Raw genomic sequence first — 14,229 nt, forward strand, 5'->3', positions numbered from 1 at the left:
ACATTATATTGTCGATATAGAATTCCCCTATATATAGCCAACCTTTACGATGGATCGATGGCACCCACCCGATATGAGCACTCGTTCCGCGGAGACCCACGACCCCACGATCCTGACCGAATCGGAGTATCGCGATCGTCTCCGTGAGCTCCCCCCGAGCGCGAAGCTCGTCGCGAAGGTTCTCGAGACCGACGCACCGCTCTCGCAGGGACAGCTCGCCGAGGAGTCGCTGCTGCCCGACAGGACGGTCCGGTACGCGCTCAACCGGCTCGAGGAGTCGGAGATCGTCGACTCCCGGTACAGCTTCAAGGACGCACGCAAGCAGGTCTATTACCTCCGAACGTGATTCCGTCCGTCCGCGACGCCGCCCGACCCTGACGCCGCTCGTCCGCGGCTTGACCCGATCGCTTCACGAAGAGTCTTTTAGGCGGCGTGTCGTACGGGTCGAGGTATGAACATCTCGGTCGTGGTCCCCACGCTCAACGGACGGGACCAACTGGCGGACGGACTGGATGCGCTGTCCGCCCACGCGCCCGCGGCCGAGGTGATCGTCGTCAACGGACCCTCCGCTGACGGAACCACCGGAATGGTTCGCGACCGCGAGGACGTCGACGTGCTCGTGGAGATCTCCGACCGGAGCGTCACCGTCGCTCGGAACGCCGGCATCGAGGTGGCAACCGGCGAGGTGATCGCGCTCGTCGATTACGACAACCGGATCGATCCCGAGTGGATCGAGGGCGTTCGGGCGGGACTCGAACACGCCGACGTCGTCACCGGTCCCGTCGCGCGCCCGCTCCGTGCCGGGCAGACGGCCGATAGCGCCGAACGACGACGGATCGCCGGGCGAAACGTGACCTACTTCGCCGGCGGCAACGTCGTGTTTCGATCGGACGTCCTCGAGGATCTGGACGGCTTCGACGAATATCTCGAGATCGGCGGCGCACGCGACGCCGCCCATCGTCTGGCGGGGCTCGGCTACGAGGTGGGGTGGGAGTCCGCCCTCTCGGTCGAACGGGACGCGGACGCATCGACGGCCGCGGACGGGGGGCGACCCGACCGCGATTGGGGCTGGAAATATCGGGCCTTGGCCTATCGACTCGCGAAGAACTACGGCCTCCGACCGACCGTGATCCGTCGGATCGCCGCACACGCGTTCGGCGACTCGACGTCCGTCGCGCGGGAGGTCATCACGGGTGCCGCGACGCCGACGAGCTGGATCGCGAACGGCCGCGACGTCCTCCTCGGAACGACGACCGGGTTTTCCGACGGAATGGTTGCCCGCGCACGTGATCGGACCTCGACGCGGAACCCGTACGGGCTCTCGAAACGGGCCGACAGGGCGGTTGCGAAATACGATCGGCGTGGTGACGCCGAGGATGCGTCCGCGGCGGATACCGCGGGGACGTAACCGGTTTCACCGCGGCCGCCGAACGGCCGACGATGGAGCGTACTGCCGCGATCGACCGGGTGGAAACGATCCTGGAGACCGTCGAGGCCGACACGATGCCGGTCCCGGTTCGGGAGGTGTGGGTCTACGGCGACGTTGCCGTGGGACTGGACCCGATCGACCGTCTCGACGTCTACGTCACGAAGGACGTCCTCCTCGGCGAGGGACGGGACGGGGATCCGAGCACCGAGACGGGGTCGGATCCGGATGCTCTCGAGGGCGTCCGTGGGATCGGCTCGACCGTCCGTGCGGAGTGGGCGCGTCAGCATCCCGATCTGGTACGGACGAACGCGAACGGGTATGCGGCGCCCGAGAAGTGTCTGGCTGCCCACCTCCTCCCGACCGATGAACCGGTGCATCTGGAAGTCTGTAACACGGGGTTCGACCGAAACGTCACCCAGCGTCTCACCGGTGCCGTGGCCCGCGAAACGTACACGGAGGTCCTCGACCCGCGTGGAGTCTGCCTGTGGGTCGACGGGGAGCGCGACGCCGAGGCGCTCGACCGACTTCGGGAGGGCTCGTTCGCGATGCCGACGCTCGAGGCGGCGCTGTCGATGTTGGGTGCCGAGGAGGCCGCCGCCGCCGAGGCCGCCGAGACGATGCGACGCGAACGAAACCGATCGACGGGGTCGTCGGTACGCGGCGACGTGGTGTGAGGGGCGGATGACGACGGTGCCTGCCATACCGACCCGACGCGGCCGACGCTCACGCTGAGCCGACGCGGCCGACGGTCACGTCGAAGGGGACGACCTCGACGCGCTCGTACTCGCGGTCGCGCATCGCCGCGACGACGTCCCGTCCCATCGACCGCCAGCGTGATCGCAGGTCATCGTATTCCGCCGGCGACAGCGCCGCCTCGAGCTCGGCGCGGTGGTCGGCGAGACCGGCGCCGCTGGCCTTGCGGGCCGCAGCGGAAACCGACTGCTCGGAATACGGCGGCTCGATCCGTTTCTCGTGGTAGTAACGGCGGGTCGTAACCGACTCGATCCCCTCACGCCGGAACAGCTCCCGGACCCGGTCGCCCAGCGCGACGTTCGTCCCGACGCCGTCGAGATAGGCGGTTCGCGCCTCGCGCTCCAGCCGCTCCTCGGCGTCGACCGTCGAGGAGACGCCGACGTCGGCGTTGTTGGGCTCGATGGCCGCCACGAGGTCACTCGAGACGCACCGGAACTCGCGGATCGCCGCCCGCGGCTCGGGCAGGTTGATGAGCAGCGCCTGGCAGACGACGAGATCGACCGCGGCGTCGGCGACGGGCAGTCGCGTCGCGTCGCCGGCCAGGTAGGCCGGAGTGGCCGCGGTATCGTCGGGAGCACCGGAACCGGCGTCGGGATCGGTATGAGTGTCGTCGGGAGCGGGAGGAGCATCAGGAGCGGTGTCAGCATCGTTCGCGTGCTCGCGCGCTTGCGCTACCCGAAGCAGTTCCCGGTCCGCATCCGTCCCCAGAACGGTCGCGTCCGGCGACGTCTCCGCCGCGAGAACGCGCGTCAGCTCCCCGGTCCCACAGCCCACGTCGAGAACGCGGTCGCGCTCCGAGAGCCGAAGCGGGGACAGCGCCCCCCGGTCGTCGTCCCACATCCCACGACGCGTCCGGTCGAGGTATTCGGGGCTGAACCGTCGCACGGCGGGAGTTCGTCACGAGGGGTTTAACAAGTGTCGAGTGTGCCCCGGACTAGCCATCTGCACCCTGACCGCCGCTCTCACGAAACGCGTCAAGCGCGAGAACGGCGGTAACGCCGGTGCAGTAGCCGACGAACGCGCTGGAGAGGCCGACGATCGAGAAGCCGACGGAGAGCCCGATCGAGAGTCCAAGGCCCGCCGCGTCGGCCCCCGTACCGGGGATACCGAGCAGTCCGCCGATCACGACGATGGCGCCGAAGACGACGCCGGGAACGACGCCGGCCGACAGACACGCCGGCGCTCCGCATCGCGCGTACGCCCCGACGGCCGCCACCGGGGCGGGAACGTACAGCAGAACCGAGGGGAGCGCGCCATCGGCCAAAAACCGGGTGAGTGGGTGTGATGGAGACACATACTCAAGCGTCAACACGGCGAGGAGGATGACCGCAGTGAGGGCGGCGAATCCGCCGATCAGCAACAGACCCCTGCGGCGTCCCTCGCCGAACAGCAGCGATTCGGTGGTGACCACGATCCGAACGACGGTCAGCAGCTACAAAAATCCGCCCCCTGTGGAGACACCGGACCATCGGGGGACCACCTCACTCTGCAGATCGGAGCTGTCGGACCCGGTCGACGTTCCACGCGTAGCTCCGGCCGTCCTCGGTCGGCGTCTCGAGGACGAACGGAAGCTCCCGGAGGTCGGGATGAGTGACGATCCGCTCCATCCCCTCATCGCCGATGTGACCCTCGCCGATGTGGGCGTGTTCGTCCTTGTTGGTCCCGCAGTCGTGTTTGGAGTCGTTGAGGTGGAGACACCGGAGGTGCTCGAGCCCGACGACGTCGTCGAACTCCGCGATCGTCTCGTCGACGCCCCGCCTCGTCGAGAGGTCGTAGCCGGCCGCGAAGGTGTGAGCCGTATCGAGACAGACGTCGAGGTCCGTCTCGGCGCGGTCGAGAACCGTCGCGAGGTGTTCGAACTGCCCGCCGAGCTTCGTCCCGGATCCGGCATCGGACTCGATCAGGATCGTGACCCCGTCGGGGACGTCGAGGGAGTCGAGGACGCCGGCCGCGTTCTCGAGGCCGGCCTCGACGCCCGCGCCGGTGTGGGCGCCGAGGTGGACGTTCACGTACGGGATGTCGAGGGCCGCGGCGGCGTCAAGCTCCGCCTGCATCGACGCGCGGGACTTCTCGCGAAGGTCCTCCTTGGGCGTACAGAGGTTCACGAGGTAGGAGGTGTGGACCACCCACGGGCCCGCGAGGTTCTCGGTCGTTCCCGCACGGAAGCGCTCGGCTTCCTCGTCGCCGATGTTCGGGTCCTTCCAGACCTGTGGGGAGTGAGTGAAGATCTGTCCGCAGTTGCCGCCGACCTCGAGCTGGTTGTCGATCGCGTTGTCGACCCCGCCCGCGATCGAGACGTGGGCGCCGATCCGGAGTGTCATACCGAAAGCAGGGGATCGCGGGCCAAAGCCGCTTCGGAACGCGCCGTGGCGCCGGGAACCGGGACGGTCGCGACCCGGACGGGAGGAGACGAAACGAACGGGGGCTTACGACCGTGACCCGGGCTGCTCGTGCACCCACGAGTCGGATCGGTACTTCTCGTCCGCACGCTCGCGTGCCTGCGAGAGCTCGGCGTCCGTCCACGACCCCTCGGTGGCCGTGGCCCACTCGGCGAGCGTCCCCTCGAGCGTCTCGACGACGTCGTTCCGGTCCAGATCGACGAGTTCGTCCATTCCGACGACCCGGTCACGGAACCCCTCCGGGTCGATCGGCGGGTCGTCGAAGACGCCGAGATGGCGCTCGGCGTCGACGCTGAACGTCAGCGATCCGTGTTGGATCACGGCGTCGTTGCGCCGATACTGGGCGTTGCCGGCGATCTTTCGGCGGTCGTCAGCGGGCCCCGCCACGACGTCGTGGGCCGGGTGCAACTCCCGGAGGTAACACGCCGGGTGATGGATCTCCGGGACGGACTCCGCGACGTAGTCGGCATCGACGCCGATCCGGGAGAAGAACTCGAGGATCGGCTCACAGAGCTGGTGGTAACAGTCGAGCAGCTCGCCGGGAACGACGTCGGCCGGAACCGCGATCGAGTAGGCGATGTCGCCGACCGTGTCGTGGTAGATGCCGCCGCCGCCGGTCTGGCGCCGGGTGACGTCGACGCCGTTGGCCCCACACCACTCCCAGTCGACCGAGTCGGGATCCTGCCGGTAGCCCATCGTGAGACAGCTCGGGTCCCACCGATAGACGCGGACCGTCCAGGGCCCGCCCTCGGCGGCGGTGTCGGCCGCGACCTCGTCGAGCGCCATCTGCATCGGCCCCGGTCGGGCCTCCTCGCGGATGAGTCGCCAGTCACCGTCGGGTGCGTCCATACCGCGCGTTCGGATCGTGTCCGAAAAACCGTTGCGGTCCGCCGAACGCGGTCCTCGTCATCCGTCGATCGCATCGGTCTCGGGAGCCGCCGTGTCCGCCAGTGCGTCCCCCAGCTTCCCGAGGACGGACGCGACGACGTAGAGCCCGACCGCGACGAGCACGATGACCGGGCCGCCGGTCGCGCCGCCGTAGTAGGCGACCGCGATCCCGAGGACCACGGCGAGCTCAGCGAGAACGACCGCGATCAGGATCGACTCGGTGAAGCTGCGCGCGAGTTGGGTCGCGCCCGCAACGGGGACGACGAGCATCGCCGCGACCAAGATCACGCCGAGGATCTGCATCGCGCCGACCACGACGAGCGCGGTGAGCACCACCAGCAGCCGGTTGTACCAGTTCACGGGGATCCCCGAAACCGCCGCCGCGGTCTCATCGAAGGTCACGTACAGGAGTTGGTTTCGGGCGAGGACCACCGTCGCGACGACGACCAGACAGAGCGCGAGCAGGACGACTGCGTCGAAGGGGGCGACCGTCGAGAGATTGCCGAACAGGTACTGATCGATCCCCACGGAGAGCCCGCCGGCGTTGAGGCTGATGAGCGTCGATCCGAGCGCGAACCCCGTCGAGAGGACGATCGCCATCGAGACGTCGTTGTAGACGTCGGTCGCCTCCGAGATGAGTTCGATCGCGAGCGCCGCGATCATCGCGACGACGACCGCCGTCAGGTACGGCGACACGCCGAAATCCAGCACCGCGTTGACGAACAGGCCGACCGCGACGCCCGCGAACGCGGTGTGGGCCAGCGCGTCCCCGATGAGCGCGAGCCGCCGGTGCACCAGGTACGTCCCGATGAGCGGGGCCATCACCCCGATACACAGCCCCATCAGGATCGCCCGATAGAGGAAGGTGAAGCTCGGATCGAGGATCTCCAGTCCCGTGAGACCGTGGAGCTGTATCATCAGCCAGTACCACAGCTCGAGCACGCGGTACAGCGGAGCGAACACGAGGTCGATCATTCGCGGTCACCGCCATCGGACGCGGCGCCGACCGTCGCGCCGAACGCCCGGGCGAGCGCGTCGCTCCCGAGGAACTCCTCGGTCGAGCCGTCAAAACGGACCGTCCGGTTGAGACAGACGACGCGCTCGGCGTGGTCGGTGACGGCGCCGAGGTCGTGTTCGATGAGCACGATCGTCATCCCGTCCTCGTTGAGCGCGTCCAGGAGGTCATAGAACGCCTCGACGGACTCGATGTCAACCCCGACCGTCGGCTCGTCGAGGACGAGGAGGTCGGCCTCTCCCGCCAGGGCGCGGGCGATGAACGCACGTTGGCGCTGGCCGCCGGAGAGCTCCCCGATGCGGCGGGTCGCGAATCCCGCCATTCCGACCGTCTCGATCGCCGCATCGACGACGTCCCAGTCCGCATCGGAGAGGCCGCGAACGCCGACGTGGGGAAACCGACCCATCTTGACCACCTCCCGGACGGTGATCGGCATCCCGACCGCGGCGTCGGCGTGCTGCGGGACGTAGCCGATCCGCGCCCCGTTATCGAACGATCGGGACGGTTCGCCGAAGAGTCGTGCGCTCCCGGAGTCAGGCGTCACCAGCCCGAGGACGACCTTCAGGAGGGTCGACTTTCCGGACCCGTTCGGCCCCACCACGGCGGCGTACTCGCCGGGATCGACCGCGAGCGAGACGTCCTCGAGGACTGGCGTGGCCGTGTAGCCGAACGTGACGGTCGACAGGTCGATGACCGGATCTCGGTCGGCTCCCGCGTCCGTGGAGTTCGTTGCGTTCGTCATATCCGGAGTGTCGATCGTGTCCGACATCGTCACTCGAAGTTCCGCCACTGGTCGGCCCACCCGTCGGGGCCGACATCCTCGGGGACGGCGTTCCCGAGAACCACCTCGAAGGTCGGCATATTTATCCGGCGAGCGATCTCCTCGTAACCCCACCCTTCGGCGACCCAGTCCTCGCGAACACCGGCGTAGGGCGTGACCGGAAAGTAGGCGTCGACGGCTGTCTCCCTGAGGAGCTGCTGGGCCGGTCGTCGGGTCTCGAAGACCGCGGCGGCGATGTACTCGATGTCGTGCTCGTCGATGACCCGCTTCGCCTCGGTGATGTCGGTCGGCTTGACGTCGCCGCTGGCGGCCAGGTTGACCACGAGTGGACGCATCCGGACGTCGTAGGTGACGCCGATGTACTGGAAGGCGTTGTGGGCCGCGAGCTGGACGACGTCGCGGTCGGCGGTCTCGAAGATTCGCCGATACGCCGCGTCGATGCGCTCGAGAACGTCGCGTTTGTACGCGTCGGCGTTGGCGCGGAGTGCGTCCTCGTGGTCGGGCGCGATCCGAACGAGCCCCTCGGCGATGGTGTCGACCGACCGCATCGCGCGGTTCGGGTCGAGCCAGAAGTGCGGGTCCTTGCCACGTTGCTCGCCGACCCCCTCCTCGTCGCGGTCGAGGCTGGCGGCGAGATCGACGAGGTCGATCCCCGCGCGGGCGTTGATGAGGTCGGTGTCGGCGCCGTCGGCCTCGATCGTCTCGATCGCCCGGTCGGCCCACGGCTGGAAGTCGGGGCCGACGTGGATGAACGCGTCCGCCTCGATGATCTCGCGGGTGATCCGCGCGTTCGGCTCCCACCCGTGTCCGTGGAGTCCGGTCGGAACGAGGTTCCGCACCTCGACCGGCGTTCCCGCGGCGACGTGGCGAGCGAAGTCGTAGAAGCTGAAGAAGGACGCGACCACGACGGGAGCGTCGCCGGCCCCGGTTGCGGTGTCCGTTTCCCCCTCGGCCCTCACACCGGACGACGCCGAGCGGTCGCCGGGGATAGCGCTCCCGAGACAGCCGGCGGTCCCGGTCGTGAGAAGGCCACCGGCAGCGGCGATCGCGTCGCGACGTGAGAACCGGCGTCGTGGACGCTCCGGGTCCGTGTTGAACATACGTGTTTTGGAGTAATTCACCTAACTAAATAATTCTTTGTATCAAAGTATATTTTTAGATTAGTCTAATTATGGTGTGGCAAGAAACGAGACGGTGCCCTGAGACGTCGACGAACACACCCCGAGGCTTAACCCCGTTCACCGTCTCGATCCGGTATGAAGTCCCGAATCACTCGAGCCGTGAACCGTGCGAAATACGCCGCCGTCTTCGCCGCCATCGGCGCCGGGATCGGCGGCCTGTTCGGCCGAAGCACCGCCAGCAGCGGCGGCGCGCTGGGCGCGCTCGTGGGAGCGACGCTCGGCGAGAAGGAACTCACGACGAGCCTGCTCGCCGAGAAGCTGGAGACCCCGACCGACGACGAGTAACGAGCAGCGTTCGTCCGGCCCCGGAAAGCGATCGCCGCCGTCGCCGTCCATCCCTTCAGCAGTGGCCTTCATACGGGAGCCCGACGAAGGCGAAGTATGGTCGATTTGGTCGAGACCTTCATCGAGGACCGGAACCGGATCCAACCACACCACGCGAACAACCACGGAACCGCACACGGCGGGAACATCCTCCGGTGGATGGACGAGGTCGGCGGAATGAGCGCGATGCGGTTCGCCAGCGAACCCTGCGTCACGGCCCACATCAACTCCGTGGACTTCGAGCTCCCGCTGGAACTCGGCGACATCGCCTTCATCGAGGCATACACGTACGCCGCGGGCCGGACGAGCGTCCGCGTCCGCGTTCGGGTCTACGGGGAGGATCCCCTCACCGGGGACCGGGAGCTGACGACCGAGTCGTACTTCGTGTTCGTGGCGATCGACGAGGATCGGTCCCCGGTCCCCGTGCCCGAGTTGACCGTCTCGACATCGAGAGGGGAACGGCTTCGCGATCAGGCGTTGGCCGCGGAGTAGCGCGTCGGGACCGCGACGGCGATCGCCCCCCGATCGATGTCCGTTCGATCGTCCCATCCGTCGATCGTAACGAGCGAATCGTCCGGAGTCGCGTCGTTCGAGAAACCAGTATTCTGGTCATCACGGGGACAGATATCTCCGTATGGCCCCCTGTGTTCATTCGCCTTGGTCGCCAGTGAAATCGAGGAATATCGCTACTGAAGCTCTGCAACGAGTGAAGCAACCGCCTCGTCGACGACGTCTTCAGCAATACGACCCTGCCAGAAGTCGATGTCCGCGTAGTCGATCGATTGGACGCCCCACGGGACGATCCGACTCTCGTCCGGTGTTCCGCCGCGAATCCAACTCTCCTCCGGAACAGCGATGAGACCGTCCATCCAGGACTTCGACGTGAGGGTCACTGCGATATACTGCTCGCCGTAGAACGGACGCCCTTCGTGGTTCGAGAGAACGAGCCAGGGCCGAGCGTCCTCATCACCCTTGAACGGATCATCGCCGTAGACGACATCACCCCGTTCGAAGAGCGGAGCTTCTTCTGCGTCGATCACCGTTCATCCTCGACGCTTGGGTGTGGTTTCTGCGGCGCGTGCTCGCGCCATTCCTCCTCGTCCTCGACTCCGAGTTGGGCGTTGAACAGTTCGGTCGCCCGCTCGTAGCCGCTATATCCTTCGAGGCGCTCGACGTCGTCGGTCACTGCCCAGTACGTTGCCTTGTGCTCGACCAGGCCTCGATTCTTTAATCGCGAGAGGGCGGTGCTGACTGCGCCCTCTTCGACGCCGATCTGAGAGGCAATCTCGCGTGCTTTGAATGCGCGCTCCTCGTTAGTGGCGAGAAACCCGAGAACCTGATCCGGGATCGAGAGATCCGCGAGCTCGTCCTCGGCCGTGTTCTCGAAGGTATCGCGGTCGATGGACATCCGTGAACGGGGATACGGTATGCACTGAAAAGAGTGTTCGGCATGAAAGCGACGAAAATGGCGAAGGAAAACGCGGATTCAACCACAGGCGGTTGGGAAATCGTGTGCATCGAGAAGGTTCGTCTCGATTCCCGATGACGTCAGATTTGGTATCGTAGTATACCATTTATCGCGACGCAGAGGGCGGATCGCACGTTCCTTTTAGGAGTCGCCGGAGTACGGCCCGTATGGTCAGGAACATCGCGGGACTGATGGCCGACCTCGAGCCCGAGGACTTCTATCTCCTCTCGGGGGTCGAGCAGGGGATGCGCTTCTCGGAGTGGGTCCGCCGCAACAAACTCCCGGAATACTCCGAGCTCACGGCCGAGGAGGTCGACTACCGGATCGATCGCTGTCTGGACGAGGAGCTGATCGAGCGCAAGACCATCCAGTATGAGGGTTACAAGCTGACCTTCGAGGGCTATGACGCCCTCGCGTTGCGAACCTTCGCCGAACGGGACACCGTTCAGGGAATCGGCTCCCCGCTCGGGGTCGGCAAGGAAAGCGACGTCTACGAGGCCCGGTCGTTCAAGCCGCTCGCGTTGAAGTTCCACCGCGAGGGATACACCAACTTCCGCGAGGTGATGAAGGAACGCGAGTACACTGCGGACAGACAACACGTCTCCTGGCTGTACACCGCCCGGCAGGCGGCGGAACGGGAGTACGAGGCCCTGGAAACGCTGTATCCGGACGTGGCGGTTCCCCGCCCGATCGATCAGAACCGGCACGCGATCGTGATGGACAAGTTCGAGGGAGTGGAGCTGGCCCGCGCGAAACTCGAATCGGACCAGGTCGTGGGCGTGCTCGATCTGGTGTTGACGGAGCTGACGACCGCCCACGAGGCGGGGTGGGTCCACGCGGATATGTCCGAACACAACGTCGCGATCGCCGAAACCGGCATCACGATCTTCGACTGGCCCCAGGCGGTGCCGACCGACCACGAGAACGCTCGGGAGTTCCTCGAGCGCGACGTCGAGAACCTGACGGGATATTTCGCCCGGAAGTATCCCCACGAGACGCCGGACTCACCCGACGTGGCGGCGATCGCCGACGCGATCGTGGACGGAACCTTCGAGACGGTTCGCTCGTTCGGCGAGAAATAAATCACATACCGCGATAGGAAATTGGAGATCGACCGGAACCAAGGCCACGGTTTGGATTCGACGAGATCGTCACGCGATCGCGTGCCGGCTCACGATCACTCACGGAGTCGTTCGGATCGATTTGGATGGTCTCGATCGGGACACGAGGTCTCACTTTGGATTCGAAACTATTCACTCGCGATCGCTGAACTTCCGAAAGGGAAACCCGGTTGAATACGGAACCCGTATGTACGGATAATGAGTCAGCGAAACAGTCAGATCAACATCCAGGGGATGAGTTGCGCGAACTGTTCACAAACCATCTCCGACGCCGTGGGCTCGCTCGACGGGGTCTCGGAGGCGAACATCAACTTCGCCACCGACGAGGGGTCGGTCGCGTACGATCCCGAGGAGGTCTCGCTCGGCGAGATCTTCGACGCGATCGAGGAGGCGGGCTACTCGCCGGTGACCGACTCGGTGACGATCGCCGTCACCGATATGTCGTGTGCGAACTGCTCGGAGACGATACGGGACGCACTCGAACGACTCCCCGGCGTCGTCGACGCCGACGCCAACTTCGCGACCGACGAAACGCGGGTCACGTACAACCCGGCCGAGACGGAGCCGAAGGACTTCTACGACGCGATCGAGGAGGCGGGCTACTCGCCCGTCCGGGAGGATGCAGGAGGCGGCGATGACTCGGGAGGGGATGCCCGAGAGGCTGCCCGGCAGGAGGAGATCGATCGGCAACTCCGGCTGACGCTGTTCGGCGCAGTGCTGTCCCTGCCCCTGCTGGTGTTCATGGTCGACCACCTGCTGGCGCTCGGACTCGTCGGCGACGAGCTCTTCGGCCTTCCGTCCGGATGGGTTATGTTCGCGCTGGCGACGCCCGTCCAGCTGGTGCTCGGTAGGCCGTTCTACGAGAACTCCTACAAGGCGCTCGTCACGAACGGCCGCGCCAACATGGACGTGCTGATCGCGCTGGGCTCGACCACCGCGTACGTCTACTCCGTCGCGGTCCTGCTGGAGCTGATCGCCGGCGGACTGTACTTCGACACGGCGGCGTTCATTCTGGTGTTCATCACGCTCGGCAACTACCTCGAGGCCCGCTCGAAGGGGCAAGCCGGCGAGGCGCTCCGGAAACTCCTCGAGATGGAGGCGGACACCGCGACCGTGGTTGACGAGGACGGGAACGAGAAGGAGATCCCCCTCGAGGACGTCGACGTCGGCGACCGGATGAAGGTCCGCCCGGGCGAGCAGATCCCGACCGACGGCACCGTCGTCGACGGCCAGTCAGCAGTCGACGAGTCGATGGTCACCGGCGAGAGCGTGCCCGTCGAGAAGGGCGAGGGCGACGAGGTGGTCGGCTCGACCATCAACGAGAACGGCGTGCTCGTCGTGGAGGCGACGAAGATCGGGAAGGACACCGCCCTCCAACAGATCGTGCAGACGGTCAAGGAGGCCCAGTCCCGTCAGCCCGACATCCAGAACCTCGCGGACCGCATCAGCGCGTACTTCGTGCCCGCAGTCATCGCGAACGCCGTCCTCTGGGGGGTCGTCTGGTACCTGTTCCCGGCGACGCTCGCGGGCTTCGTCGAGGCGCTCCCGCTGTGGGGACCCGTCGCGGGTGGCCCCGTCGCCGCCGGAGGCGTCTCAGTCTTCGAGTTCGCCGTCATCGTGTTCGCCTCGTCGGTGCTGATCGCCTGTCCCTGTGCGCTGGGCCTGGCGACGCCGGCGGCGACGATGGTCGGAACGACTCTCGGTGCACAAAACGGTGTCCTGTTCAAGGGTGGCGACGTCCTCGAACGCGCGAAGGACGTCGACACGGTCGTCTTCGACAAGACCGGGACGCTCACGAAGGGCGAGATGGAGCTGACCGACGTGGTCGTGTTCGGCACCGGTGACCACCCCGTCGCGGACGGTGGCGACCCTGCCGCCGACGGCGGACAGCTCACTGCGCGTGAACGACTCGGCGAGGACGACGTGCTTCGGCTCGCGGCGATCGCCGAGAGCGGAAGCGAACACCCCCTCGCCCGCGCGATCGTCGCGGGTGCCGAAGCGCGCGGCATCGACGTGGCCGACCCCGACGACTTCGAGAACGTTCCCGGCCACGGCATCAAAGCGACCGTGAACGACGGCGAGGTGCTGGTCGGCAATCGGAAGCTCCTCCGTGACAACGGGATCGACCCCGCGTCCGCTCAGGAGACGATGGAGCGGCTGGAGAACGAGGGGAAGACGGCGATGCTCGTCGCCTACGACGGCAATCTCGTGGGCGTCGTCGCCGACGCCGACACGGTCAAGGAGAGCGCGACGGACGCCGTGAGCCAGCTGCAGGAGCGCGACGTCGACGTGATGATGATCACCGGCGACAACGAGCGCACCGCCCACGCGGTCGCCGAGCAGGTCGGGATCCCTCCCGCGAACGTCCGCGCGGAGGTGCTTCCCGAGGACAAATCGGACGCCGTGGAAGCCATTCAGGACGACGGTCGAAGGGCGATGATGGTCGGCGACGGCGTCAACGACGCCCCCGCGCTCGCGGTTGCCTACGTCGGGACGGCCATCGGTTCGGGGACGGACGTCGCCATCGAGGCGGCCGACGTCACGCTGATGCGCGACGATCCGGTTGACGTCGTGAAGGCGATCCGGATCTCGGAGGCGACGCTCCGGAAGATCAAACAGAACCTCGTGTGGGCGCTCGGCTACAACACGGCGATGATCCCGCTGGCGTCGCTGGGACTCCTCCAGCCGGTGCTGGCGGCCGGCGCGATGGCGATCTCGAGCGTCTCGGTGTTAACGAACAGCCTGCTGTTCCGGCGGTACGAGCCCGATCGGGACTACCGGCTGCTGGGTCGGTTCCGCTAGCAGCTGCTGGGTCGTTCCGCTATCGGCTGCTGGGTCGTTCGGCTATCGGCTGCTGGGTCGTTCGGCTA

Annotated in this window: 16 protein-coding genes; 7 read left to right on the plus strand and 9 right to left on the minus strand. The window is 66.5% G+C overall.

Features of this window, described 5'->3' with window-relative positions:
- The first annotated feature begins 73 nt into the window (after nucleotides 1-73).
- The 3 genes from OQF70_RS00190 to OQF70_RS00200 all read left to right on the plus strand — a co-directional run bounded on the left by OQF70_RS00190 (nucleotide 74) and on the right by OQF70_RS00200 (nucleotide 2,103).
- Nucleotides 74-346, plus strand: coding sequence for a winged helix-turn-helix transcriptional regulator (locus tag OQF70_RS00190; RefSeq protein ID WP_092813118.1), 273 nt, complete (start codon nucleotides 74-76; stop codon nucleotides 344-346).
- A gap of 105 nt (nucleotides 347-451) precedes the next feature.
- Nucleotides 452-1,408: a glycosyltransferase family A protein gene (locus OQF70_RS00195; RefSeq protein ID WP_280535228.1), complete on the plus strand. Its 957-nt coding sequence runs from the start codon at nucleotides 452-454 to the stop codon at nucleotides 1,406-1,408.
- Nucleotides 1,409-1,440: 32 nt separating this feature from the next.
- A complete protein-coding gene (locus OQF70_RS00200; protein ID WP_280535229.1) occupies nucleotides 1,441-2,103 on the plus strand; it encodes a hypothetical protein in 663 nt (220 codons plus the stop codon).
- Between the two features lie 49 nt (nucleotides 2,104-2,152).
- Here the strand turns inward: OQF70_RS00200 and OQF70_RS00205 are convergent, their stop codons facing one another.
- From OQF70_RS00205 to OQF70_RS00235, 7 genes are all read right to left on the minus strand, one after another.
- A complete protein-coding gene (locus tag OQF70_RS00205) occupies nucleotides 2,153-3,067 on the minus strand; it encodes a class I SAM-dependent methyltransferase (protein WP_280535230.1) in 915 nt (304 codons plus the stop codon).
- Nucleotides 3,068-3,116: 49 nt separating this feature from the next.
- Nucleotides 3,117-3,593: a hypothetical protein gene (locus tag OQF70_RS00210; protein ID WP_280535231.1), complete on the minus strand. Its 477-nt coding sequence runs from the start codon at nucleotides 3,591-3,593 to the stop codon at nucleotides 3,117-3,119.
- Between the two features lie 70 nt (nucleotides 3,594-3,663).
- On the minus strand, nucleotides 3,664-4,503 hold the full coding sequence (locus OQF70_RS00215; RefSeq protein WP_280535232.1) for a deoxyribonuclease IV: 840 nt from the start codon (nucleotides 4,501-4,503) through the stop codon (nucleotides 3,664-3,666).
- Between the two features lie 105 nt (nucleotides 4,504-4,608).
- Entirely contained in the window at nucleotides 4,609-5,430 is an 822-nt protein-coding gene (locus OQF70_RS00220) for a biotin/lipoate A/B protein ligase family protein (protein ID WP_280535233.1), read from the minus strand.
- A gap of 57 nt (nucleotides 5,431-5,487) precedes the next feature.
- Complete coding sequence (locus tag OQF70_RS00225) at nucleotides 5,488-6,444, minus strand: metal ABC transporter permease (RefSeq protein ID WP_280535234.1); 957 nt, start codon at nucleotides 6,442-6,444, stop codon at nucleotides 5,488-5,490.
- The gene (locus tag OQF70_RS00230; protein WP_280535235.1) at nucleotides 6,441-7,226 is read right to left on the minus strand and encodes a metal ABC transporter ATP-binding protein; all 786 of its coding nucleotides are present in this window, start codon (nucleotides 7,224-7,226) and stop codon (nucleotides 6,441-6,443) included. Before OQF70_RS00230 ends, OQF70_RS00225 begins: the two co-directional genes overlap by 4 nt.
- Nucleotides 7,227-7,255: 29 nt before the next feature.
- Entirely contained in the window at nucleotides 7,256-8,365 is a 1,110-nt protein-coding gene (locus tag OQF70_RS00235) for a metal ABC transporter substrate-binding protein (RefSeq protein WP_280535236.1), read from the minus strand.
- Nucleotides 8,366-8,521: 156 nt separating this feature from the next.
- Here OQF70_RS00235 and OQF70_RS00240 point away from each other — a divergent pair, with 156 nt between their 5' ends.
- On the plus strand, nucleotides 8,522-8,731 hold the full coding sequence (locus OQF70_RS00240) for a hypothetical protein (protein ID WP_280535237.1): 210 nt from the start codon (nucleotides 8,522-8,524) through the stop codon (nucleotides 8,729-8,731).
- Between the two features lie 96 nt (nucleotides 8,732-8,827).
- Nucleotides 8,828-9,262, plus strand: coding sequence for an acyl-CoA thioesterase (locus tag OQF70_RS00245; protein WP_280535238.1), 435 nt, complete (start codon nucleotides 8,828-8,830; stop codon nucleotides 9,260-9,262).
- A gap of 194 nt (nucleotides 9,263-9,456) precedes the next feature.
- Here the strand turns inward: OQF70_RS00245 and OQF70_RS00250 are convergent, their stop codons facing one another.
- Together OQF70_RS00250 and OQF70_RS00255 are read right to left on the minus strand one after the other, a co-directional pair.
- Nucleotides 9,457-9,807 (minus strand): type II toxin-antitoxin system PemK/MazF family toxin, encoded by a 351-nt coding sequence (locus OQF70_RS00250; protein ID WP_280535488.1) that lies wholly within the window; start codon nucleotides 9,805-9,807, stop codon nucleotides 9,457-9,459.
- Nucleotides 9,807-10,178 (minus strand): helix-turn-helix domain-containing protein, encoded by a 372-nt coding sequence (locus OQF70_RS00255; protein WP_280535239.1) that lies wholly within the window; start codon nucleotides 10,176-10,178, stop codon nucleotides 9,807-9,809. Before OQF70_RS00255 ends, OQF70_RS00250 begins: the two co-directional genes overlap by 1 nt.
- Nucleotides 10,179-10,405: 227 nt before the next feature.
- Between OQF70_RS00255 and OQF70_RS00260 the strand changes: the two genes are divergently transcribed.
- The gene (locus OQF70_RS00260; protein WP_280535240.1) at nucleotides 10,406-11,320 is read left to right on the plus strand and encodes an RIO1 family regulatory kinase/ATPase; all 915 of its coding nucleotides are present in this window, start codon (nucleotides 10,406-10,408) and stop codon (nucleotides 11,318-11,320) included.
- A 237-nt stretch (nucleotides 11,321-11,557) separates the two neighbouring features.
- Nucleotides 11,558-14,161, plus strand: coding sequence for a heavy metal translocating P-type ATPase (locus tag OQF70_RS00265; protein WP_280535241.1), 2,604 nt, complete (start codon nucleotides 11,558-11,560; stop codon nucleotides 14,159-14,161).
- Nucleotides 14,162-14,229: the final 68 nt, after the last annotated feature.

This window comes from Halopenitus sp. POP-27 (assembly GCF_029889855.1).
Classification (GTDB): Archaea; Halobacteriota; Halobacteria; order Halobacteriales; family Haloferacaceae; genus Halopenitus; species Halopenitus malekzadehii.